Source organism: Psychrobacter sp. MES7-P7E, from assembly GCF_002863645.1.
Classification (GTDB): domain Bacteria; phylum Pseudomonadota; class Gammaproteobacteria; order Pseudomonadales; family Moraxellaceae; genus Psychrobacter.
Genome location: NZ_PJBU01000111.1, coordinates 133,933 through 158,142, shown reverse-complemented (window position 1 = coordinate 158,142; position 24,210 = coordinate 133,933). Strand labels below are relative to the sequence as shown.

Sequence of the window (24,210 nt, the reverse complement as noted above, 5' to 3'; positions counted from 1 at the left end):
TGAACTATATTGATGAGAAAATACCTATATCAAGGTCTATCGTTAGAATATCATACCTAAATTCCTCAATAACTGATGCTATTATATAGGATATATTGTAAGAGATTTTATCAACCCTCTATGTCTGTCAGCGCTTACTAAGGATTTAGTTACTAGAATGACCCAGATTCAATGATATTACGTAACTTCTTTGAGCATTAATCATCAAATATATTGTCCTTAGTTCAATAATTTGCTAAGATAATCGGCTTTACACGTCAACGCTGTTTAATTATTCCAAACAGCTCTGACGCTTACGATGCTCTATTTATATTAGATACTTTAATATCAGACATCGACATCATATTTGACGAGACGGCTGCTCGTCACCGATGATTGTTAAACCCATTATTGCAATCAACATTCATATTTTTATCTATCTTTATCAAGGAGATACGCGTGGCTAATACTGCACAAGCTCGTAAACGCGCCCGTCAAAACACCAAACGTCGTCAGAACTCTGCGTCACAACGCTCTATGGTTCGTACTTACTTAAAACGTGTTGATGCGGCTATCGCAGCTAAAGATTATGACGCGGCTACCGAAGCTTACAAAAAAGCGGTACCAGTTCTTGATCGTATGGCTGACAAAGGTATTATTCATAAGAATAAAGCTGCTCGTCGTAAGAGCCGCCTAAACAAAACAATCAAAGGCCTACAAGCTTAAGATTTGTATTGGTTAGACCGCATTTCGTTTTTATAGCGTAATGACTAAAACCTTGTCACTGGTTCTAATACCGTGGCAAGGTTTTTTTTATGCCTGTTCAAAACGTATTCAACGAATAGTTGCTCTATCAACTCATTCAATGTTTGAACAAAGCATCAATTCCACTGTACTTCTGGCGGCAATAGCAACTTGCTAGGATGATAGCCAGCTGCACGGTAACCGTCTAATAATGAACTAATCGGCCGAGTATATACCTGACCCCGCCAAATAAAATGCGCGCTCGCTTGATCAAATGGCTTATCATCGAACCATAAGAACACGCCTTCCATCATCTTTGGCCAATCATTCCAATCAATCTCTACCACATCGAACATGACGGCCAAGAACGCAGATAGCAACGTGTCATGACTCACAGCGAGCATCAGATGGCCATGCTGCGGCTGATTCTGATAAAAAAGCGACAGAATATCCAAACCGCCTTGATAGGTGTTTTTAGTCCCTTCGAGATTGCCTTGCAAAAAACGATTAATAAAGTTCAGGACGCCAATTTCTTTGAACACAGGATTGGCTATTTCAGGCTCAGTGACGAGACTGCCAGGCTCAACCAACAATGATTGATGCGTAATGTCACGCCGTAGTCCTGCCCCCTCTTGCATCAGCTGCGCGGTATCGATACAACGCCCAATCGGGCTAGAAATACTATCGACGTCGAGCGAATATGGTAGATGACCTGATAACCAACGACCCCAAGACTTTGCCAGTATACGGCCTTTAGGAGTCAACGGTAGCTGATAGCTAGCAAAGCCATTACCATCAGAACGCTCGCGTAAAGAGTGCCTAGTAAATAGTATCAGCCGCTTATTTTCAGGCAATAGGCTAACGGAGGAAATCATACTATCTGGTAGGTGCGAAGGTGCAGGCGCGCTTGGGGTGTGACTCGCAAGCTTGTCAGCAGATATTTTGGACAGGGTGTTATTTAGATATTTACTCATGATAGCAAGCCTAGCAGATTTCTTATCAGGAATGAACCACAGACAAATCTAGTTGCAATATATCTTATAAATACTATGTACTCTTTCGAAAAATGCGTTATTCAAAAGAGTCTATACCTAGAATAAATGGAGATTTGCCAAATATTTACACACGGTCCTAGCCAATATCAATGACTTTGTCCCATGCAAACTCTAATGCCGTACTGCTAACCTCGTTTGGATAAGCTCGTGGATTGACAATCACTCGCGTATTACCAATTTTATAATCAAATGCTTCATGAGTATGTCCATGTACCCATAGCATCGGTGCCCAATCCTCATGCATCCATCCCGATAAGTCACTGACAAAAGCCGCATTACTTGGTAGATTGGCATATTTTTCAGACACCGATAACGCACTGACGCTGTGATGACTCATGACTACTGTTTTTTTACCAAGTTTATGAGATTCGATCAAAGCTTGCTGTAGCCACTGACGATGCTCAGCATGAATCTGCATAGATACTTCAGGTGAAAACAGTTCGTTGCCTGCGTAAATCTGCTTGTAGTCACGCATAAAATGACGAGCAGCGGCCATGGTGTCTTCGTTAGCATGATACTGATAGTCTGTCCAAAGGGTACAACCTAAAAGGCGTATATCACCGATATCGATATGCTGACATTGTAAGACGCGAACCCCTTTTTTAGACGCAGTATCATAGTTATCCCAAGTTGCCAATTTATAGTCAAAGCTCAATACGTCTTCATCAAAGTATTCATGATTACCAGCGATAGTAATCAGAGGAACTTCTAAGCGCGCCGCTTGTTCTTGCAACCACGGCATACCTTTGTCGCTGTTAGCAGTATCTCCTGCTACTAATACTAAATCTGCATCAGTTTTAGGAATATGTCCAACGGGGTGCGATTGACGTGCATAACTATCAATATGTAAGTCACTCAATATCTGTAATTTCATATTATTCAACATCATTTAGTGGCGTTATTATTAAAAATCTAATTAGCGATAAACGCTCATAGCAGTACTACTGATATTTAGCTAAATGAGCGTTTTTAATATAGTTATTATATTTTAGAACGGTTGTAAGAATAAATTTAAGTAGTGTAGCAGCTTTTTCTATACCATCAAAAAGTAAAAAGACAGCCATTTAGGCTGTCTTTTTTCTTAACATTTATTCAAACTTAAATACTTTGAAGTATTGTCTGTAGTTTAGCAGCAGGATCTAAAGCTTGAGTGATCGAACGGCCAATGACTAAATAATCAGAACCGTCTATTAGCGCCTGACTTGGTGTACAGATACGTTTTTGATCATCTGCATTGTCTTCAGCTAAGCGAATACCAGGCGTCACCAGTTTAAAATCCTGACCACATAATGCTTTGAGTGCCTTTGCTTCTTGAGCCGAGCACACCACCCCATCAAGTCCAGCTTGCTTAGTCAGTTGTGCTAGTCGTCTCACTTGGGTATCTAAGCTATCAGTGATTCCTGTTTGCATCAACGCTTCATTATCCATAGAAGTCAGTACGGTGACTGCGATAAGTAAGGTATCAAGATCTCTATCTAGCAAGCGCTGTTTTGCCAACGACATGGCTTCTAGACCTGCGCTAGCATGGACATTCACCATCCAGACACCAAGCTCAGCGGCAGCCAATACTGCTTGGGCAGTAGTATTAGGAATGTCATGGAATTTTAAGTCTAAGAACACTTCAAAATCACGTTGATGCAGTGCCTTGATGATATCAGGACCACAACGGGTAAACAGCTCTTTACCGACTTTTAATCGACATTGGGATGGATCTAACTGGTCAGCTAGCGCTAGAGACGCCTCTACCGTCATATTGTCTAGAGCGACGACAACTGGAGAGTTAATTACATTATTCATGGTTTTACCATATATTTTGAAGTTATCAAAGTATTGTATTTGAGGTCAGTACTGCGATCGTTAAGCTATCACCTAGCAGATCACATAAAAAATCACTTAACGACTTAATCTCGTCTACGCTTGGACAGAGTAGAGCCTTCAGTTAGGCTAGTTGCGTCACTGTTTTGCACATTGGCAGCAGAAGCACCATAAACAGCTTCATCTACTGTTGGCGCGCTTGCTTGACGATCGATAACTGTGTTGGCTTGAGCCAATTGCTCTTGCAGGTTTGCGTTTGCTTTTTGCAGACGTGAGATTTCCCACTTATTCTGTAGCACACGAAAGATAAGTAATGCCAGTAAAATACCAATAACAATACCTAGCATCAAACACAAAATAAGTAGCAACCCTAGATTCATCGTAGGTGCTTGTGAAAACAGTAGGTTGACTCCGACCTCAGTATTATTTGCCAATACCAAACCAAGTGAATAGGCAAAGCTCAAGAATAGCAATACAAATAGTAGAAAGCGCATGAGACAGTTACCTCTGTTTGGAATGATAAATTTTGACGGTTAGATAGCCAGTGCTGGTTTAATTAACCGTTTGCTACCGTATCGTTTACTGCTTCGCGTAAAGCCTTACCTGGCTTAAAATGTGGAATCGCTTTAGCCGGTACAGGTACGCTTTCACCTGTCTTAGGATTACGTCCCATACGGGCACGGCGATGATGTAGACAAAAACTACCGAATCCGCGAACTTCGACTCGGCCATCATTGGCTAAAGTATGGGTCATCAAGTTTAAGATTTCACGCACTGCGTCATCAACCACGGTGTCTGCCATGTTGTCACAGTTTGCACTCAAATTACTAATAAATTCGGATTTGTTAATCGCTTGCTGCATTATTACGCTTGCCTTGTTGATTGATGGATAAGCTGATGATAAGTCAACGCTCTATAGTACGTAATTGCGTTGTATAATTAAACTATATATACTGAATCTTTGAAAATTAACATTCAGAATCACATTATGACTATAAAAAGCTTATAACTATCATCTCGTTACTCAATGGTGCAAATGATAGCGGATATTAGCGTAAATGGGAATAAGAGTTTGCCCATTTGGCTAAAAACCTCTATTACTAACTGTGTTAATAAAATCTAATCATAAAAAAAAGCGACCGAAGTCGCTTTTTTTATATTACTTTTATATCAATAGTTTGCAGCTTACTGCATTTGCTCTTTGATCAAATCACCAATCGTTTTTGGCTGTGCATCAGAACCTGGAGCAGCAGTAGTGTTCGTGCTACCAAGATCTTTAATCGCTTGACGCTCTTCAGCTTCGTCTTTCGCTTTGATAGACAAGTTGATATTGCGTGTTTTACGATCAACACTGATGATTTTCGCTTCAACGTCATCGCCAACAGTCAGATGCTTAGTTGCATCTTCAACGCGGTCACGTTGGATTTCAGAAGCACGTAGATAAGCTTCAACTTCGTCAGCAAGTTCGATAGTAGCGCCTTTAGCGTCTACTTCTTTTACTTTACCATTAACGATAGCACCACGGTCATTGTTGACTAGGTATTCGTTGAATGGATCAGAGCTTAACTGCTTCACGCCTAGGCTGATACGGTTAGCTTCTGCATCTACAGACAATACCATTGCTTCAACGGTGTCGCCTTTGTTGTAGTTACGGATAGCATCTTCGCCAGTTTCGTTCCAAGAGATATCAGATAGATGAACAAGACCATCAATACCACCGTCTAGACCGATAAAGATACCGAAGTCAGTGATTGATTTGATAGTACCAGTGATTTTATCACCGCGCTCATGTTTCTTATCAAACTCATCCCATGGGTTAGCTAGAGTTTGTTTGATACCTAGGCTGATACGACGACGTTCTTCATCGATATCAAGAATCATTACTTCAACTTCATCGCCCACTTGAACAACTTTAGATGGGTGGATGTTTTTGTTGGTATGATCCATTTCTGATACGTGTACTAGACCTTCAATACCTTCAGAAATCTCAGCGAAACAACCATAGTCAGTCAAGTTAGTTACGCGAGCTTTTACAACACTACCTACTGGGTAAGTGCCGCCAACGTTATCCCAAGGATCAGTACCAAGTTGTTTTAAACCTAGGCTAACGCGGTTGCGTTCACGGTCAAACTTCAATACTTTAACTTTTAGGTCTTGGCCAACTTCAACAACTTCAGATGGGTGCTTGATACGGCGCCATGCCATGTCAGTGATGTGCAATAGACCATCGATACCACCTAGATCAACGAACGCGCCGTAATCAGTAAGGTTCTTAACGATACCTTCGATCTCGATGCCTTCTTCAAGCTTGTTCAATAGCTCTTCGCGCTCAGCTGAGTTTTCAGCTTCCATAACTGCACGACGGCTAACAACAACGTTGTTGCGTTTCTGGTCAAGTTTGATGACTTTGAATTCTAGCTCTTTGCCTTCAAGATGCGTTGTATCACGGATAGGACGTACATCTACCAATGAACCTGGTAAGAACGCGCGTACTGAACCGATATCTACAGTGAAACCGCCTTTAACTTTGCTTGAAATGATACCTTTAACGATTTCATCGTTATCAGCGATTTTTTCAAGGAAGTTCCAAGTTTCAACACGTTTAGCTTTCTCACGTGACAGCAAGGTTTGACCCATGCCGTTATCAACCGCTTCAACTACGACATCAACGCTATCGCCAACTTCAACTTCAAGTTCGCCTTCTTCGCTTAAAAACTCTTCACGAGCGACGATACCTTCAGATTTAAGACCAGTATCTACTGTGATCCAATCGCTATCGATGGCCACAACAGCACCTGTAATAACCGAGCCACGCTCGATATCTAGGCCCTGCTCTTCAATGCTCGCTTCAAATAGTTCAGCAAATGATTCCATTATGTCTACCTTTGTATAGCCGTATCCTGTCCAGCACAGTACGGATCAAATTTATGATTGTATAGAACGAAATACTGGTTTTATATCCCATACAATCATATAAAAAAACGTTTGTTGATAGCGAGCTCATTATAATTAAAACTGACTAACAACAACTGTCTTATATCGAATGCAATATCTTGAATAAACTAAGTTTTTCTTATGGCTTCAATAAAATTTAACTTAACCGTATTATTTTATACTAAAACAATGATTAATAGGAAACTTTTTAGTACTTAATATGTTGTTTTTACTAGCTATTAAATGACTAGCTAGTGAAAAAAACACCTTTATCTTGGCAATGCTTCTTAACCTGCTCATATACTGCATCAGCATTAAGCGCTGAGCTATCAAGTAATAATGCATCTGCCGCAGGCTTCGATGGCGCTGTACTGCGATTTTCATCACGATCATCACGCTCTTTTATCGTCGCTAAAATCGCCTCAAAATCTGCTGTTTGACCAGCATTCAATAACTGAATCACACGGCGCTCTGCACGTGCTTCAGCACTGGCCGTCAAAAACACCTTAACATCAGCATCTGGGAAAACAACCGTACCCATATCGCGACCATCAGCAACCAAACCTGAACGAGTGGCCATATCTTGTTGTAGCTTGAGCAATGCTTGACGAACTTGTGGAAAGACAGCTATCTGTGATGCATAGCCTCCGACCGTTTCATTGCGTACTTGCTCACCTACTGCTTGTCCATTAACAATGATATCTACACGTCCTGAGTCATTGTTTGGTACAAACGCTATCTCTAAGCTTTCAGTCAATGCTAATACAGCATTTTCATCAATTGGTTGGCTAGTATCTGCGCTGATTAAACCCGCTTCAAAGGCTTTTAGCCCAACAATTCTATAAAGCGCACCAGAGTCTAACAACTGATAGCCTAACACTTGTGCTAGACGCCATGTGACCGTACCTTTACCAGCGCCACTGGGACCATCGATACAAATAACAGGGTAGCGCACTGATGAGGTATGGCTATCCTCTGTATTGAGTAAAACATTATCAGGTGTAGAACTAGTCATAATACTTACTCAATAATATGCGTTACTTATATCGCTTATCGTATGTCATTAATAAAACAATATTTATTCGTATGTTAAGTCTTTAATAGCCCATTGAAATGGGTGCTATCAAATAGGGCAATATTATAGCAAAAAATCATCGTGACCACTAGCACCAAGACTGATATCTTGTTTATTAGTATTTTGAGTTTACATAGTGGCCTTATTCTTTTTCGCCGCTTGCCTACGCTCACGAAAAAATGTCTTAAGTATTTGACTACTATGCTCGCTGCATAATCCACTATAGGCTTGAATACTGTGATTATAGAAAGGTTGTAATGATAAGTCCATTTGACTACCAACCATCCCAGCACGCGGTTCACTCGCTGCGTACACCAGCTTGTTTACACGCGCATGAATTAATGCACCAATACACATTGTACACGGCTCCAGAGTGACATATAAAGTAGTCTGTAGCGGCAGTCGATAATTTTCTAAACGCGTACAAGCATCTCTCAATGCAACTATCTCTGCATGAGCAGTAGCATCATGACTACTAATTGGTTGATTAAACCCTTGGCCAATAATTTGCTGCTCATGTACCAATACCGCACCTACCGGCACCTCTCCTCGCTCAGCACCTTGTCTAGCAAGTTCGATTGCTTGTTGCATCCATTTAATATCTTCAGCTAACCAAAAAGTGCTGGCCTGCATATTTAAAGGTTGATACGGCATTAAGCTTATATTCTGTATATTTTGCATTTATTGTGGTAATTGCCAGTCAATTGGAGTTTGGCCATACTGCACCAAGTAATCATTTGTTTTAGAAAAAGGTTTAGTGCCAAAGAAGCCGCCACGGTTTGCCGCCAGTGGTGATGGATGTACCGCTGTCAGGATCAAATGCTTATCGGTATCGATATACTTGCCTTTCTTCTGGGCTTTACTACCCCACAAAATAAACACGGTATGCTTTGTCTGTTCATTGACTGCATCGATGACAGCGTCAGTAAACTGCTCCCAGCCTTTATTCTGATGACTGTTTGGCTCGCCTTCTCGCACAGTTAGTGAGCTATTAAGCAGTAGAACGCCTTGCTGCGCCCAGTATGTCAAATCGCCATGCGCTGAAGGGCGAATGCCAATGTCATCTGCCATTTCTTTAAGCAAATTATTCAATGATGGTGGCTTTGGAATGGCTTTAGGAACAGAAAATGATAACCCCATAGCCTGACCTGGACGATGATAAGGATCTTGGCCCAAGATTACCACTTTGACTTGTGACAAAGGCGTGAGGTTAAGCGCATTGAACATCAATGGTGCAGGCGGATAGATACTATCATCGGACTGGTAGGCTTCTTTTAAAAACGCGCGTAGATTGTCCATATTCTCAGACGTTAATTCATCTGCTAATGCCGTTTTCCAATCTTCTGGTAAACGGACATTGTCTAAAATCGCTTGCTTTTGTTCTGGAGTCTTGGTTTTCGGTTCATCAAACAGTTCCATAGTGTGTCCTTTTTATACTTGTTATCTTGTTATAAATTCAATAGGTTCGTTAAAGCTGATTTACTGTAAATAATCATACTAACAAAAAACGGTGTGTGCTTTGTTGATGAATTATAGCAATAAAAAAACGGCTACCGCAGTAATACGGTAGCCGTTTTTATGATGTCAATATCAAAAAACTTAGCTGGCTAGAGACTCAGAATCAGGATGCGGTTCATGAGTTTCAACGACTGTTAGAATAATACGACTATCAGCTGAGCCTTTGTCTGATACCTTATCAAGCTTCATCGTATCACTCTCTTGAGAATCATCGACTTTAGGCTCTAAGGTCAGGTGTACGACACCGCCATTGACCAAATCCCCAAACAAAATCATACTTGCCAATGGTTTTTTGATTTCATCTTGAATCAGACGCTGCATCGGACGTGCACCCATTAGACGGTCATAGCCTTTATCCGCCAAGTAGTCACGTACATCATCATCAATCTCTAATGTCACTTGCTTATCATCAAGCTGCACTTGCAATTCAACCAAGAACTTATCGACAACTGATACAACAACTGACGTATCTAGAGGATTGAACTGAATAATGGCGTCTAGGCGATTACGGAACTCTGGCGTAAAGACACGTTTCAGCGACTCTGTGTTATCACGGCTATGGTCTTGTTGAGTAAAGCCCATTGACGAGCGACTGATACTATCAGCACCAACGTTTGTTGTCATAATAACGATGACTTGCTTAAAAATGGCCACACGACCATTATTATCGGTCAACGTCCCATGATCCATGACTTGTAGTAACAAGTTAAAGACATCCGGATGCGCCTTTTCAATCTCATCAAGCAACAACACACAATGTGGATGCTGATTGATTTTTTCAGTAAGTAAGCCACCTTGATCATAGCCAACATAACCTGGAGGTGCACCAATCAAGCGTGATGCCGTATGCGCTTCCATATACTCTGACATATCAAAGCGTACCAATTCTACACCTAACAGGTTCGCTAGCTGACGCGATACTTCTGTTTTACCCACACCAGTTGGACCTGCAAACATAAACGAACCAATTGGCTTATCAGGTGCTTTTAGTCCTGCACGTGATAGCTTGATAGCATCAGCCAACGTAGCAATCGCCTCATCTTGACCAAACACCAAGTGCTTAAGATCTCGATCTAAATGCTCAAGGATGCTCTTGTCATCACTCGATACAGATTTGGGTGGAATACGTGCCAATTTGGCAATAATAGCTTCGATATCAGCAACATCGATTTTCATCGGTGGCTTTTGACCTTTTGATAATTTCACACCATCTGCTGACTTAGCACTATCGCTTGCTTTCGCAGTCGCTGCTTCATCCTGCATTTCATTATCTGTATCACTATCGATACCTTCGATATCAGCATCAATCTGCGCATCAAAATCTTGCTCTAAATCAGCAATGAAACTTTCTTCCGCTTCGATATCATCGACATCAGGCACCACACCTAAGCGCTTATACGCACCTGCTTCGTCAATTACGTCAATGGCTTTGTCAGGTAAAAAACGCTCATGAATATGTTTGGCTGATAACTGTACCGCTGTGACCAACGCTTCATCCGTATACTCAACATTATGGAATTCTTCATAACGAGGTTTTAGGCCACGCAGGATATCGATGGTGTCATCCACACTGGGTTCTTTGACATCGATTTTTTGGAAACGACGCGACAATGCATGATCTTTTTCAAATACTTGGCGATATTCAGTAAAGGTTGTTGAACCTATACAACGTAGCTCACCGTTAGCAAGCGCTGGCTTGATAAGGTTCGATACATCCATATTGCTACTCATAGATGAACCAGCACCAATAATCATATGAATTTCATCAATAAAAAGAATAGCATTTGGTTTTTTCTTTAGTGCATCAAGCAACGACTTCATGCGTTTTTCAAAGTCACCGCGATACTTAGTTCCCGCAATTAGTGAGCCAATATCAAGGCTATAAATCACGCAACCGTTAAGTGGCTTCGGCGCTTTGTCGTTAATAATTAACCATGCTAAACCTTCAGCGATAGAGGTTTTACCTACACCAGGCTCACCTACTAGCAATGGGTTATTTTTACGACGACGGCATAGTACTTGGGCAGCACGTTCAATTTCAGAAGCACGCCCAATCAAAGGATCCGTTTTACCTTCAGCAGCTCGCTGGTTTAGATTGGTTGCAAATTCAACTAAGGGATCTTTACTGGTCTTTTCAGAGGCACTACGACGCTCAGTGCCTGCAGAACCACGTGATTCAGACGGCTCTTCTTTATCTTGACCATGTGACAAATACTGGGTTAGCTCAAGGCGACTGATGCCTTGTTTTTTAAGCAGGTAGACAGCATAGGTATCATGCTCTGAAAACATAGAGACCAAAATATCAGAGCCTTCTACCAAACGACCACCACCGATCGATTGCACGTGAAAAATAGCACGCTGCAAGATACGATCAAAGCTTTGAGTCGGCTGCGGTGACTGTTCTGTATCAGCATCGATAGTTGGCGTGTGTTTATTAATATAAACCTCAAGCTCAGTACGCAACGCCGAGACATTAGCATTACAAGCAGTCAACGTATTGGCAGCATGAGTGTTTTCTAATAAGGCCAAAAGCAAGTGTTCAACAGTGAGATACTCATGCGATTTTTGGCGCGCAAGCGTCATTGCTAAACGTAGAGAAACTTCAAGATGACGACTTAACATAACAACTTCCTACGGTTATATCTATCTTTATAATTGATAGTTTTATGAATGAGTTAGTAAGTAAATCAGGGCGGTAGATGAATTGTTCAAGGGCTATATTCGTATTATTAGAAGTCATGAATAAATGAGGTGAGCGGTAGACTATTGATTAAATACTATAATCTCGCTATCAGCCAACAGTAATCATAACTATCCATGGCCGCTTTTCTTTATATCAACACGATACTTCAACGGAGTCAATCTATTAACACAGACTAAAATGTATCAAAGCGTGCTACAAGCTAGTAGCGACAACTCTAATAACGAATATTAAATGTTGAAAAACTGATTAGATAGAAAGAGAGATTGATATTTTAGAAGCTAGAAATGACAGAGTTTTAGCAAGTTTAACTGAGATACTTAGTCTAAGACTATTGAGTAGGCTGTTTAATAGATAGGGTTATTCGCTATAGAAATCAAGACTCTATGGATAATAAATCTATTTTAAAAGATTCTACTTGTATATAAGGGGAATGACTGAAAAGTCGAAAAAGCTCACTATAAAGGTGAGCTTTGATATGGATTGCTTAGAAATAAAGAACAGTAGGTACAGCTATAATAGAGCCATATATCAGTATAAGAAATTAATAAATTGCTCTACTCGCCTTGATGCGGCTCGATTTGGGTTAATAAGGGATAGCCTTCACGATGTGCCAAACTATTTACTTTTTTGGCCTTAGTCTCGGCGATATCTTTAGGATAAATGCCAGCAATGCCTTTGCTGCTATTATGAATAGTCAGCATAATCTCGACTGCAGAATCCATACTATGACGAAATTCTGACTGCAATATATATACAACAAACTCCATCGGCGTGTAGTTGTCATTATACATAACAACCGCATACATAGGCGGTTTGGCTACTTCAGGCTCTGCGACCAATACATCTGCTTGCGGTGACGTTTCACCATCGGTATCACCGTCTTGTGCACGATGAGCAGGCATATTGGGAAAGTGCCAATCAGCAACCGTTGGCGTGGCTTGTGATATCATTTTTTTCATCATAATCAAAATATAATTATAAGGTAAGTTTAAGATAGAAGAGGTTGTTAAGGCAGGCGATAAGGCATGGTATAAAGCACAACTACTAACTAGGGCTATTGTGCTTTGATTTCAACCACAGCATCGTCACTGAGTATTTCATTAAGACATGAGGTAATCAAGGTACGATAGGACTTTCATCAACTTCTGGTAAATCTAGGAGCGATGGTAGCATGTTATCCACACTATCACCGAGCTTCCAGTCATACAATTGCTCTACTTTCTGACCACCAGCTTGCAAAGTCAGTTTGGCTTGCAATGGTCTAAAGCCTGATGGCATTACAAAGCGACCACGTATCCGAACGATACCTTCGATCATATGGTATGCAGGGTCAAGAGGTACTTCTACAAGATCGTCATTGTTAAGTAGCGTCAATACAGGCCTCAAGCGTTTGGCTTGACCATCGCTACCGAGCATCCCAATATCAAAACCATACTCAAAAGCATTTTCAGGTAGTGGCGAAATTTTGGCACCTAATACCTGTAAAGGCATACCACCTTTCTCACGGATGACATCTGAATATAGCTCGTTGAGCTGTGATACTTGCTTATTTTCTACTGTTAATTCTTGCTGGCTTTCACGCAGTTCTTTTAAATTAGCCAAACTGATGGCCAGTTCTTGTTTGGCAGTTGCCGCTTGGTTAGTGGCTATCTTATTGCTAAGGCGCAAGTCTTCTAATGCTTGTGTCGCTTCAGTGCTATCGATGATTGCTTGCTTGGCTTCTGTTTCCATCGAATGAAGGCCACGTTGGTAACCAAGCTTATGACCGAATACCAGCCCAACCACCGCTGTCACTAATACAGCCACTACAAACAGTGCCAATACCAATGTAGAAGCGCCGCGTTGTGAGCTAGCAATACCACTTATAGGGACATTATTATTTCTAAAGGAATGCTGTTTGCGCTCCAAGCTATCTATAACCAAGTCTTTGCACGATAGACGTGCTGGCTGTGAGCAAAAGCGTAGTACGAGCTGAGAACGCATTTAGACAGTATCTCTTAAGGGTAAGGGCAAGTCATTATAGCCGAATTTATAATCAATACCTAGCACCGCAAATGTGAATGATTGGAATATGAAGTCGTTGATATTAAGGAACAATCGGTGCAAAGTTTAGCCCCATTGACTCGTCAAAACCAAACATCACGTTCATGTTTTGAACAGCCTGCCCAGCAGCACCTTTGACTAAGTTATCTTGAACAACGATAACTGTTAGCTCAGCGCGCTCATTGTCCTGATGTACGGCAATACGTAAACGGTTACTAGCGCGAACACTGCGCGTATCGGGATAAAGCCCCTTTGGCATGACATCAACAAACAACTCTGACGCATAGCTATTGTCAAACGCTTGCTGCCAATCGATAGCCGCACCAGCATCGGTCAGTTCCATATGAATAGAGCTGAGCATGCCACGAATCATCGGTACTAAATGCGGCAAAAAGCGAATACGGTGCGTAAATTGACTGTCTAATAACTGTGCGACACCCTGCTCAATCTCTGGTAAATGACGATGACCTTCGACGCTATAAGCCTTAAAACTATCTGTTGTCTCAGCATAATTGAGTGCAAGTGATGCTTGACGACCTGCGCCAGATACACCAGATTTTGCGTCAATTACAATACGAGACTCGATCAAACGCTCTGCTTGCTTATTCTGAGCTTCGATAATTGGTTTTAGACCCAAAATCGCAGTGGTTGGATAACAGCCTGGGTTGCCTACTAGTAACGCATTCGCAAGCTTGTCACGATTGATTTCTGGTAAGCCGTAGACTGCTGTTTTCAACAATTCAGGGCAAGCATGTGACTGCTTGTACCAATGCTCAAAGTCAGTCAGTGACTGCAAACGAAAATCAGCAGCCAAATCGATAACCTTGACGCCAGCTTGAGTAAGCGCTTCAGCTTGCTTCATTGCTACGCCATGTGGCGTCGCAAAAAACACAACATCACATTTTTGCAATGCAGCAAGCGTATTATCACCCAAGTCGCTAAAAACGATGTCAGACACACCGCGTAAGCTTGGGAAGATTTCATCAGCACGAGTGCCAGCTTCGCTACGAGAAGTTAATAAATCAATAGAAACCTCAGGATGAGCAGATAATAAGCGAATGAGCTCAATACCCGTATAGCCTGTGCCACCGACGATCGCTGCTGAAATCATAAAACACCCTTTTCTTGGTAAATACTAAATATGCACTGATAGATTCTATATTTGCTTATAACTCATTCAGTTCCATAAATTATACAGTTCCGCAAATGCGAACAAATACAGAATCACTCTCTAAATATTCTGACTCTTAAATTTTATAGTCGTGTACTGCATCCACAAACACTTTGGCATTGTCAGGGTTAACCCACTGGGTGATACCATGACCTAAGTTTGCTATGTAACCAGTCTTTTCACCGTCAGCGTAAGCACGGTCAAGCATGGCGTTCACTTCAGAACGGATAGTTGCAGGCGAGCCATATAACGTCGCTGGATCTAAGTTACCTTGGATAGCTTTGCTGCTTTGCAATTTTTTATGCTTCTTGGTCAACTGACGCTGACTTTCAGTCAACACTTGACGCGCACGATCAATCGGCATCGTCCAATCTAAACCTAACACGTCCGCTTCGCTGTCAGCCTGAATATCAAGCCATAACCCACCACCTTTAGTGAATAGCACTACAGGTACTTGTGGATGACGTTCTTTTAGTTCAGCGACAATACGCTTATTGTAAATGTGTGAAAATTCGATAAATTGACGATGGCCTAACGCCCCGCCCCAACTATCAAATATCTGTACAATTTGAGCACCAGCGACGATTTGGGCATCTAAATAGTCAATAACTGACGTCGCCAGCTTGTCTAGTAACTGATGTAAAAAATCAGGGTTACTATACAAAAAGCCTTTGGTATAACGATAATCCTTCGAGCTACCGCCTTCTATCATATAAGTAGCCAACGTCCACGGACTACCAGAAAAACCAAATAGTGGAACTTGTCCATTCAATGCTTTACGAATACTGGTTACAGCACGCATGACATAATCTAGAGAGTCGTTTGGCTCAAGCACTGGCAATCTATCAAGATCAGCCTGCTCACGGATAGGATGCTTAAATTTAGGACCTTCACCTGTTTCGAAATACAAGCCCAATCCCATCGCATCAGGGATAGTTAAAATATCACTAAACAAAATAGCGGCATCTAAGTCATAGCGGCGCAATGGCTGTAGAGTCACTTCAGTAGCGCGGGCTGTATCTTTGCACAGACTCATAAAGTCACCCGCTTCAGCACGAGTGGCTTTATATTCTGGCAAATAACGACCAGCTTGGCGCATCATCCATACCGGTGTGGTATCGATGGGCTCAAAACGTAATGCACGTAGCAATCTATCATTTTTTAAAGGTGCAAACTGTTGCTGAGCCGAGTTACTACCGTCTGAAGCACTCATGTACAAATCTCCAAAACCGCACAATATCCATATTTATAAATGGATATTGTGCTGGATAAAATAAGTTGAATAAAAAAGGTTATATGAAAGCGCTATACAGTCAATGCAAGGTTGTCGCGGTGTACCATGACGACACGTTCTTCGCTACTGCCAAAGATCTTATCGAACTGTTCGGTACGCTCACGAGCTACGCGGCGCGCATCATTCGATGAGAAGTTTACCTGCCCAACGGCTATGCGTTCGCCAGTATCTTGATGAATGATTTCTACCACATCACCTTCATCAAACCCGCCCCGCACTTCTACAACACCCACTGGCAATAAACTTCTATTGTGCTCAGTCAATGCTCTTGCAGCACCTGCATCAACGACCAAGCTACCTGACATACGTAGATGCGCAGCTAGCCACTGTTTACGCGCGATGATTTTATCTTCGTCATTAGTCGTCAGCAATGTACCTACCGCTTCGCCTGATACCACACGGGTAATAACGTCATCGATAGCACCGCTGACGATAACGGTAGGACAGCCACCCATAGCAGCAAGGCGTCCAGCACGGATTTTGGTCAACATACCACCGCGTCCAAGCTTACCGCCGTCTCCTGCAATATCAAATAAATAATCCGCCATTGCACGTTCTTGGCGAATCATCTTGGCATCAGGATTATCACGTGGGTTATCAGTGAAGACACCTTCTTGGTCGGTTAAGATGATGTACAAATCAGCATTAACCATTGCGGCTGCCATCGCACCCAAGGTATCGTTATCACCGAATTTAATCTCATCAATCGTGATGGTATCGTTTTCGTTGATAACAGGTAGTACGCGCCATTCTAATAACTGGGTCAGCGCCCCCGTCGTATTAAGGTAACGGCTACGATTAGACAAGTCATCATGAGTTAGCAGTAGCTGCGAGCTTTGAATACCATGCTGAATCAAAGCTGACCACCATGTTTCAATCAACCCCATTTGACCAATAGAAGCACAGGCTTGTAGTGCTGCTAGTTTTTTAGGGCGTTCCTCAAGGTTCATACGTACCACACCTTCAGCAACAGCACCTGATGATACTAGCAGTACCTCAACGCCTTTTTTGTGCAGCTTAGCAATCTGCTTTGCCCACTCATATATGGCAGTACGATCCAGCCCTCGACCGTTATTGGTTAATAGTGATGAACCAATTTTGACAATAACGCGCTGAATATCAAAGTTGCGAGTTTGCTTAACAAATCTTGCTTCTTCCATCGTGTTTGCTATGTCATCTGCCATATAAACTCCTTTTTTTCATATCAATTGATTGTAGGGATTAAATTCACAATTCAAGTATAACTGCTCAAGCATACTAGCTTAAGGAACGTACATTACCTCAACGCCATCGTCGTCATCATCCAAATCAGACGCATCCAAGCCTTCACGTGCTGCTTTACGAGCTGCACGATATGCTTCACGCTGTGCTTCAGTGTTAAGACGCACTTCGGCTTCTAAACGCTCAAAACGCTCTTTTTGTGCTTCAGCGAATATAGGATCTTCTATTTCACGCTCACGCTCAAGTTCAATATCATTCATTAAATGATATTTTACCGCATCAACACCTTCACCAGTCAGCGTTGCTGTACGGAAGACCATACCTGTCCAACCAAGCTCTGCGACAATATGTGTACAAAGCGCGTTCAAGTCTTCATCATTGACCTGATCGATTTTGTTTAATACCAAAATCTGCGGCAAGTTGGCCAATTCAGGCGAAAAACGCTCAAGCTCATTTAGGATAACGCGGGCGTTTTCGACCGGATCGCTACCATCGACAGGCTTGACATCAACTAAGTGTAGCAGACGACGCGTACGCGCAACATGCTTTAAGAAGCGAATACCAAGTCCTGCGCCTTCTGATGCACCTTCAATAAGACCAGGAATATCTGCCATTACAAATGAGCGATGACGACCAATATCGACCACACCCAAGTTTGGTACTAGGGTGGTAAACGGATAATCAGCCACTTTTGGTCTAGCAGCAGAGACTTGACGGATAAAGGTCGATTTACCAGCATTAGGCAAACCAATCAAACCAACATCAGCCACTACTTTTAGCTCAAACTTAAGAACTTTTAGCTCGCCTTCAAAACCTGACGTCGCTTTACGCGGCGCTTGGTTGGTCGAGCTTTTGAAATGGGTATTACCCAGACCACCATCGCCACCTTTGGCAATCAGTAGTGTCTGGCCGATCTCAATCAAATCGCCCAATACTTCGTCTGTCTCGGTATCAACTACCGTCGTACCAACTGGTACTGGTAAATAAAGATCATCAGACCCTTTACCTGAACAGTTTCTACTATGGCCGTTCTCAGCACGCATGGCGTCATGACGACGCGTATAACGATAGTCAACTAGGGTGTTGGTGTTGTCTTCTGCAATGACATACACATCTCCGCCCTTGCCGCCATCACCACCATCAGGTCCACCACGTGGGACATACTTTTCTCGGCGAAAACTGGCGATTCCGTTACCACCGTCACCTGCTTTTACCGTTACGACGGCTTCATCAATAAATCGCATCTTACGTTCCTTAATTCACAATCCAGTCTATAAACTGGTTACAACCAACGGTTGTATTTTGGGGTTTTGCTATGTTGTTGCGTCAAAATGAACACTGTATAAATACTAATTTTACTTAGTGCCCATTATGACAATAACACCCGATAATCAATCGGACTATCGGGTGTTTAAGTATGACAGTTAAAGTCCTACCAAGCTATTTAAAGTAGCATCTGCTACAGCGCCATTCTTATGACACTATAGCGCTACTATACTTGGTATGACGTTATTGCTCTACTGTATTTAGTAACCTATGCTGGAATCTGAGCGTAGCTGATTCCGGCCATTTGCGTCGCCAAACGCAATACCTGAGTACTATAACCAACTTCGTTGTCATACCAAACATATACGATAGCTTGGTTGTCAGTCAAAATAGTGGCTTGAGCATCGATAATACCAACATGAGTCGTACCAACGAAATCCGTTGATACCGCTTCTGTAGAATCTGTATAAGCAATCTGCGACTGCCAAGTGCTGCTGTTAGCCATTTTACGCAAGAACTCATTTAATGCATCAGCGCTTGCTGGAGCAGTTTTTAGATTCACGTTCAAGATAGCTAAGCTGACGTTTGGTGTTGGTACACGAATAGCGTTACCCGTTAGCTTACCATTTAATTCTGGCAATGCTTTACCAACAGCTTTTGCAGCGCCAGTACTAGTGATAACCATGTTCATCACAGCACTACGACCACGGCGGTCTGCTTTATGGTAGTTATCAACTAAGTTCTGATCATTGGTAAATGAGTGAATAGTCTCTACATGACCATTTACAATACCGTACTCATCGTTCAGTACATTCAACGTTGGCGTAATCGCATTGGTCGTACAGCTAGCAGCACTAACAATCGTATCGTCACCAACGGTGTCATTGTTCACGCCATAAACGACATTTTTGATATCGCCGCCAGCAGGTGCGGTTAGTAGTACTTTTTTCACGCCAGTAGACTGTAAGTGCTTACCAAGGCCTGCTTCGTCTTTCCAAATACCCGTGTTATCGATAACAAGAGCGTTATCGATACCATAAGCAGTATAGTCGATTTCGCTTGGGTCTTTGGCATAAATAACTTGTACAAAACGACCATTAACGATCATGCCGTTATTATCATCATCGATGCTGATGCCGCCTAAGAATCTACCATGGATTGAGTCACGCTCAAGCAATGAGATACGCTTAGCCAAGTCACCAGCAGCGGCTGGACGTACAACGATTGCTTTTAGTTGTAGACCTTTTGCGCTTGACGCTTGTGACAAGAGCAGACGAGTCAAGATACGACCAATACGGCCAAAACCATACAGTACAACGTCCGTCGCGCCATTTACAGCACCAGAGTTGTTGATAGACTGTAGAGCGGTTTGTAAGTCAGTATCATTAGCAATCAATTGACCAACATCGATACGAGTGGCTTGGATATCAGTGTTTTCTGAGATAACTTTTACCATCGCTAGAGTATCAGCGATATCGATAGCTTTGGCGCCATGGTCGCGTAGCGCTACTTTTTGATGTAAAGCAAGTATTTGACCAACTGAGGTAGAGTCTAGCGTTTCGCCAAACAAAGTCACTTGTACGTCTTGCTTGTTATAGAGCTTGTTTAGTAGCCCCATAAGCTCAATCGCTTGTTGCTCTTGATTGTTGTAGTTGTTCAAGTGGTCTTGATGTAATTGGCGTAAGGTATCAGCGTTGCTCACGAGAAACATCCTTATGGTCAGTAATATATGATCAATAAAATATGAAGAAGTGTAAAATAGATAGGTCGTGTATGCTCTAAATGGCGACTCTAATATGATAATCAACCACTATCAATATGGGTTATTGACGCTAGAGTATTTGAATCGCCTAGATTTTAGCCTAAAACGCCTCATTTTGCCAGTAGTAACCGATTAGCTAGCGTGCATAATAGGTTTCATTCTCGTATATAGCTCTTATATATACTTCTCATATACAGCTAATAATAAAAATAAAGGCAGCTATATATGCTGCCTTATTCGAGACGTAATGAAATAATAATTGCTATAGGGCTTAATTAACCACAGCAGTAAATTTAGTTATAACACCTATGGTGCTAGATTCACCGTTTGGTTACTCTGCGACGTCAATGTAAACTCTTTTAAGTCATAACCTTGCTGCTGAGCAATTTGACGATATTTGGTATACGTTTCCCGACTGATATTTGGCGAGCGTGCTAGTAGCCATAAGTATTTTTTATCAGGTGTCCCTACTAGCGCAGTTTTATACTCTGCATCACGTGCCAACACCCAATAATCAGCACGGCCGACTGGAATCCAGCGAATCCACTTCGGTAAAAACGTCACTTTTAGTTTGCTGCCGCTTTCATCGACTGGCTTAGCCAAACCTTCTGCCACAATGCCTGAACCATCCTCGCTCACACACTTATTAGTAACCGTGATTCCCGAGCCGTCATCTTTTTGTGCATAGTTGGCGGTGACATCACCAGCACACTTGCGCTGGAAATACATCGGCAAACGGCCAATCTCATACCAAGTACCTGCATAAGTGTTCAGATCTACGCTATCTACAGTAGTTGGTGTGCTTGCAGATTTATGAATAATATCACTTGGCTGAACCGATAGCATATCGGTTGTAGTCTTCTCACTCATCGCATCATCAGACATTCCATTGGTTACTACGTTGTTAGTTGCCGAGTTCATTGGCGGCGTGGCCGCATAGGCTGAGAACGCTGCTAACGGTATAATAATTGCTAAGGCAATGCCTGTATGTTTGATCAGTCCATTCATAAATATGCGCTCCGGTATTTCTTTGTAGGATGAATTATTTGTTGATGTATCACCGATTGGCTCAGCGTCGATGGCGTGTTCAGAACTACTGTTTAGATTATCTATTTGATCCTCTAACAGTCCTGATATTAATGGCTCATCTTCATTTAGCTTTTGTGGCTGCTTATTTTGCGCTGACTTATAGCCAGATGATTTGTAGCCACTAGCCACGTCATGATTGTCCTCATTGCTATTTTTTAGATCTTTGCTTATCTCATTGTTACTCATAGCTGACTCTTTTGCCCTAAGGCTTTTGTCGGCGCTTTTGTATCCAAAATAGCTGTCTTGCGAAGACGTGTCTTTTGCCAGATGGTGCGAATATTCGCCATTCGAGCTATCGTGATTATAGCTAGCATCGTTACTCGCTTGTTTTGTCTGTTGCGTGTCGTCGCCATATTCATTGTCATTGAGCGATTGCTTAGGCTGCTGAAGTTGAGAACCAGCTGCCTGTGAATCAGTCCATGCTGATTCAGGTAACTTATTGGTTTTCATAGGAGTACCATTCTTAAATAGTGATTGTTAAAAACGCTTTATGTACGGCATCTATTTGGTCTCGTTTTCTAAAAGCCATTTGCTTTGGTATAAATTATTCGTGCAAAACTTGACTCTACAAAAGCTTTTTTATTATTGTATTTTGAGCATCACTTTTGGTCAGTCACTCGTCTATAGAAATAAGATCAACGTATCGTAGATATGCAATATATATTAAGGACAACTGGACTATTAAAACAGTAGTGCAATGTAGGAAAACGCAACGGTTTGTAAGTAACTATGAGGTTTGAGTGTTGTTTGAACACATCATAACCACACAGTTACTTGCTGGACAACTAAGTTAAAAATCAGTTATTTGAACTTACTAAGCTTAATACGCAAGTTTAATACGGGTCACATTCAGGCAAATGGAACTATAGATTGTAGATAGCTTTCTCGAGTCATGCGGATTATATAAACTGACGGATACCTGCCACACTGATACCACCATACTGTAATGCTTGATTGAGCATTGCAGGCTCCAAACCACCTAACCCAATGACAGGCATATCAGCTAACTCTGCCAACGCTGACCATGCTTCCCAGCCAAGCGGTGTGTCATCAGGATGCGTTTGGGTGGCGAGCACAGGCGATACGAAAGTACCAATCACTGGTGGCAATGCATTCTGTATGCGCATGCTGGCAAGTTGATTGGCTGCCGTTATGCTCGCGATGTCATGACAGCTGACGATAAGCGGATGGTCTTTAGATAACGACTGTATAAGAGCTGTAGAACTGCCATCCTTATCAAAGCACTGCATCAGTGTCGTTTGTGTCAGATGCTTGGCAACTATTCGCTGGCCAATCTTTGTCTCATTAGCGGTTAGTGAGCCTTGCCCATTTAAAGGCTGCTCATTATCACTAGGTAAAATCGCTAAAATATCTGGGCGTACCGTCATCAGTTGCTCAGCAAGATGCTCAGATTTTGCGTCCTTCAAGCGGATATACACCCATGACTCTGATGCTAACTTTTCTTGATGATGCTGTAGCCATGCTGCCGCTGCATCAGTGTGTGTGCCGAAATGTGCTAGAGGATAAGTAATCGCTATCTTCGATGGGAGTTTCAACCATTCAAGGATTGTCTTATTAGCAGCGGGCAGATGATACTCTCCTGCCAAAAGCTGTGATTTGCTTACCCAAGTCAGTGCCTGCCCTTCTAAACCTTGTTCACAGTGTCTATGCTGCTCGTACTGCTCTGCTGTCAGCTCAATCTTATAAACCTGTAAGCTGACCTGCTTGTCGCCATAATCATGATGCAAACGCCCAAGCTTAACGATAGTATTATTATCAATCAGGATACCCGTCTCTTCAGCCACCTCTCTTATCAACGCCTGCGCTGCTGACTCATCTGCTTCTATCTTTCCACCGACAAACTCGTAACGATTTCCTTGATGCTGAGTAGCATCTCGAAACCCAAGTAAATACTGATCTTTATAATGAATGACAGCCACTGCAACATTTACAATGCTAGGTTTGTCAGTTTTCGTCTTACTATTTGTCTTACTTTCCGGCTTCGTCTCTGATTGTTGATTTGACCCGTTCAACATACTTATATCCTTTATTTCGGTATTTACTCTGATTATTTTTGATAATTTAATAGTTTTTATAGGCTAGATGATTTATTTAAATTTATTACCTAACTTATTAATTTATATAGATAAAATATTCAACTGAGATATTTTATGACAGTAAACTTAGATAAGTTTACATAATAACTGCATTTTATTTTATCAATTGCCTTGCAAATTCATCAAATCTAAATGATAATTATTATCGTTAAAAACAATTACGCTATGGTTAGCCAATTTTTTAAGCCACTTTTTTTCAAAAGGAATTTACTATGAGCATGGTCATCTCTCGTTATTTAAACTGTCGTGAAAACCGTCTACCTACTTTGCAATCACAACATCTATTTGCACTAACCAAAGAGGTACGTATCGAGCATGAAGGCGAAGAGTATCGACTACGCCTAACTCGCAACAATCGCTTGATTCTAACCAAGTAACGTCTATTTCAGTGACACCTTTCTCAATACCTCTATAAAAAAACGC

The 24,210-nt window shown here is 41.9% G+C and carries 21 protein-coding genes; 2 read left to right on the top strand and 19 right to left on the bottom strand.

Features of this window, described 5'->3' with window-relative positions; all coding sequences use genetic code 11:
- The first annotated feature begins 438 nt into the window (after window positions 1-438).
- Window positions 439-705, top strand: coding sequence for a 30S ribosomal protein S20 (gene rpsT, locus CXF62_RS11340; RefSeq protein WP_010200097.1), 267 nt, complete (start codon window positions 439-441; stop codon window positions 703-705).
- 155 nt (window positions 706-860) lie between these two features.
- On the opposite strand, the gene CXF62_RS11335 is transcribed toward rpsT, so the two are convergent.
- The 19 genes from CXF62_RS11335 to CXF62_RS11245 form a co-directional block, all read right to left on the bottom strand.
- Window positions 861-1,697: a histidine phosphatase family protein gene (locus tag CXF62_RS11335; protein ID WP_057759202.1), complete on the bottom strand. Its 837-nt coding sequence runs from the start codon at window positions 1,695-1,697 to the stop codon at window positions 861-863.
- Between the two features lie 157 nt (window positions 1,698-1,854).
- Window positions 1,855-2,667, bottom strand: coding sequence for a metallophosphoesterase (locus CXF62_RS11330; RefSeq protein WP_102094437.1), 813 nt, complete (start codon window positions 2,665-2,667; stop codon window positions 1,855-1,857).
- A 209-nt stretch (window positions 2,668-2,876) separates the two neighbouring features.
- Window positions 2,877-3,575: an orotidine-5'-phosphate decarboxylase gene (pyrF, locus tag CXF62_RS11325; RefSeq protein WP_102094436.1), complete on the bottom strand. Its 699-nt coding sequence runs from the start codon at window positions 3,573-3,575 to the stop codon at window positions 2,877-2,879.
- 104 nt (window positions 3,576-3,679) lie between these two features.
- On the bottom strand, window positions 3,680-4,087 hold the full coding sequence (locus tag CXF62_RS11320; protein ID WP_102094435.1) for a lipopolysaccharide assembly protein LapA domain-containing protein: 408 nt from the start codon (window positions 4,085-4,087) through the stop codon (window positions 3,680-3,682).
- A gap of 62 nt (window positions 4,088-4,149) precedes the next feature.
- Complete coding sequence (locus CXF62_RS11315; protein ID WP_057759195.1) at window positions 4,150-4,455, bottom strand: integration host factor subunit beta; 306 nt, start codon at window positions 4,453-4,455, stop codon at window positions 4,150-4,152.
- Window positions 4,456-4,778: 323 nt separating this feature from the next.
- The gene (gene rpsA, locus CXF62_RS11310) at window positions 4,779-6,467 is read right to left on the bottom strand and encodes a 30S ribosomal protein S1 (RefSeq protein ID WP_057759193.1); all 1,689 of its coding nucleotides are present in this window, start codon (window positions 6,465-6,467) and stop codon (window positions 4,779-4,781) included.
- A 307-nt stretch (window positions 6,468-6,774) separates the two neighbouring features.
- Entirely contained in the window at window positions 6,775-7,542 is a 768-nt protein-coding gene (cmk, locus tag CXF62_RS11305; RefSeq protein ID WP_102094434.1) for a (d)CMP kinase, read from the bottom strand.
- A gap of 189 nt (window positions 7,543-7,731) precedes the next feature.
- The gene (gene tadA / locus CXF62_RS11300) at window positions 7,732-8,256 is read right to left on the bottom strand and encodes a tRNA adenosine(34) deaminase TadA (RefSeq protein ID WP_228153226.1); all 525 of its coding nucleotides are present in this window, start codon (window positions 8,254-8,256) and stop codon (window positions 7,732-7,734) included.
- Window positions 8,257-8,283: 27 nt separating this feature from the next.
- The gene (locus tag CXF62_RS11295; RefSeq protein WP_102094432.1) at window positions 8,284-9,021 is read right to left on the bottom strand and encodes a uracil-DNA glycosylase; all 738 of its coding nucleotides are present in this window, start codon (window positions 9,019-9,021) and stop codon (window positions 8,284-8,286) included.
- Between the two features lie 180 nt (window positions 9,022-9,201).
- Window positions 9,202-11,742, bottom strand: coding sequence for an AAA family ATPase (locus tag CXF62_RS11290; protein WP_102094431.1), 2,541 nt, complete (start codon window positions 11,740-11,742; stop codon window positions 9,202-9,204).
- A gap of 636 nt (window positions 11,743-12,378) precedes the next feature.
- Window positions 12,379-12,774, bottom strand: coding sequence for an ATP-dependent Clp protease adaptor ClpS (locus CXF62_RS11285; protein WP_101206289.1), 396 nt, complete (start codon window positions 12,772-12,774; stop codon window positions 12,379-12,381).
- Between the two features lie 166 nt (window positions 12,775-12,940).
- Entirely contained in the window at window positions 12,941-13,807 is an 867-nt protein-coding gene (locus CXF62_RS11280) for a hypothetical protein (protein ID WP_102094430.1), read from the bottom strand.
- 103 nt (window positions 13,808-13,910) lie between these two features.
- Window positions 13,911-14,978 carry an N-acetyl-gamma-glutamyl-phosphate reductase gene (argC, locus tag CXF62_RS11275; protein WP_102094429.1) on the bottom strand — a complete coding sequence of 356 codons (1,068 nt, stop codon included), beginning with the start codon at window positions 14,976-14,978 and terminating at the stop codon, window positions 13,911-13,913.
- 136 nt (window positions 14,979-15,114) lie between these two features.
- Complete coding sequence (hemE, locus tag CXF62_RS11270) at window positions 15,115-16,251, bottom strand: uroporphyrinogen decarboxylase (protein WP_102094428.1); 1,137 nt, start codon at window positions 16,249-16,251, stop codon at window positions 15,115-15,117.
- Window positions 16,252-16,343: 92 nt separating this feature from the next.
- Entirely contained in the window at window positions 16,344-17,516 is a 1,173-nt protein-coding gene (gene proB / locus CXF62_RS11265) for a glutamate 5-kinase (protein ID WP_102094427.1), read from the bottom strand.
- A gap of 78 nt (window positions 17,517-17,594) precedes the next feature.
- Window positions 17,595-18,797: an Obg family GTPase CgtA gene (gene cgtA, locus CXF62_RS11260; RefSeq protein ID WP_102094426.1), complete on the bottom strand. Its 1,203-nt coding sequence runs from the start codon at window positions 18,795-18,797 to the stop codon at window positions 17,595-17,597.
- A gap of 290 nt (window positions 18,798-19,087) precedes the next feature.
- Window positions 19,088-20,530, bottom strand: a complete 1,443-nt coding sequence (locus CXF62_RS11255; protein WP_102094425.1) for a glyceraldehyde-3-phosphate dehydrogenase — start codon at window positions 20,528-20,530, stop codon at window positions 19,088-19,090.
- 357 nt (window positions 20,531-20,887) lie between these two features.
- Window positions 20,888-22,120, bottom strand: coding sequence for a lipocalin family protein (locus CXF62_RS11250; RefSeq protein WP_102094424.1), 1,233 nt, complete (start codon window positions 22,118-22,120; stop codon window positions 20,888-20,890).
- Between the two features lie 449 nt (window positions 22,121-22,569).
- A complete protein-coding gene (locus CXF62_RS11245) occupies window positions 22,570-23,706 on the bottom strand; it encodes an NUDIX domain-containing protein (protein ID WP_102094423.1) in 1,137 nt (378 codons plus the stop codon).
- 299 nt (window positions 23,707-24,005) lie between these two features.
- Here CXF62_RS11245 and hemP point away from each other — a divergent pair, with 299 nt between their 5' ends.
- Complete coding sequence (hemP, locus tag CXF62_RS11240) at window positions 24,006-24,164, top strand: hemin uptake protein HemP (protein WP_227672156.1); 159 nt, start codon at window positions 24,006-24,008, stop codon at window positions 24,162-24,164.
- Window positions 24,165-24,210: the final 46 nt, after the last annotated feature.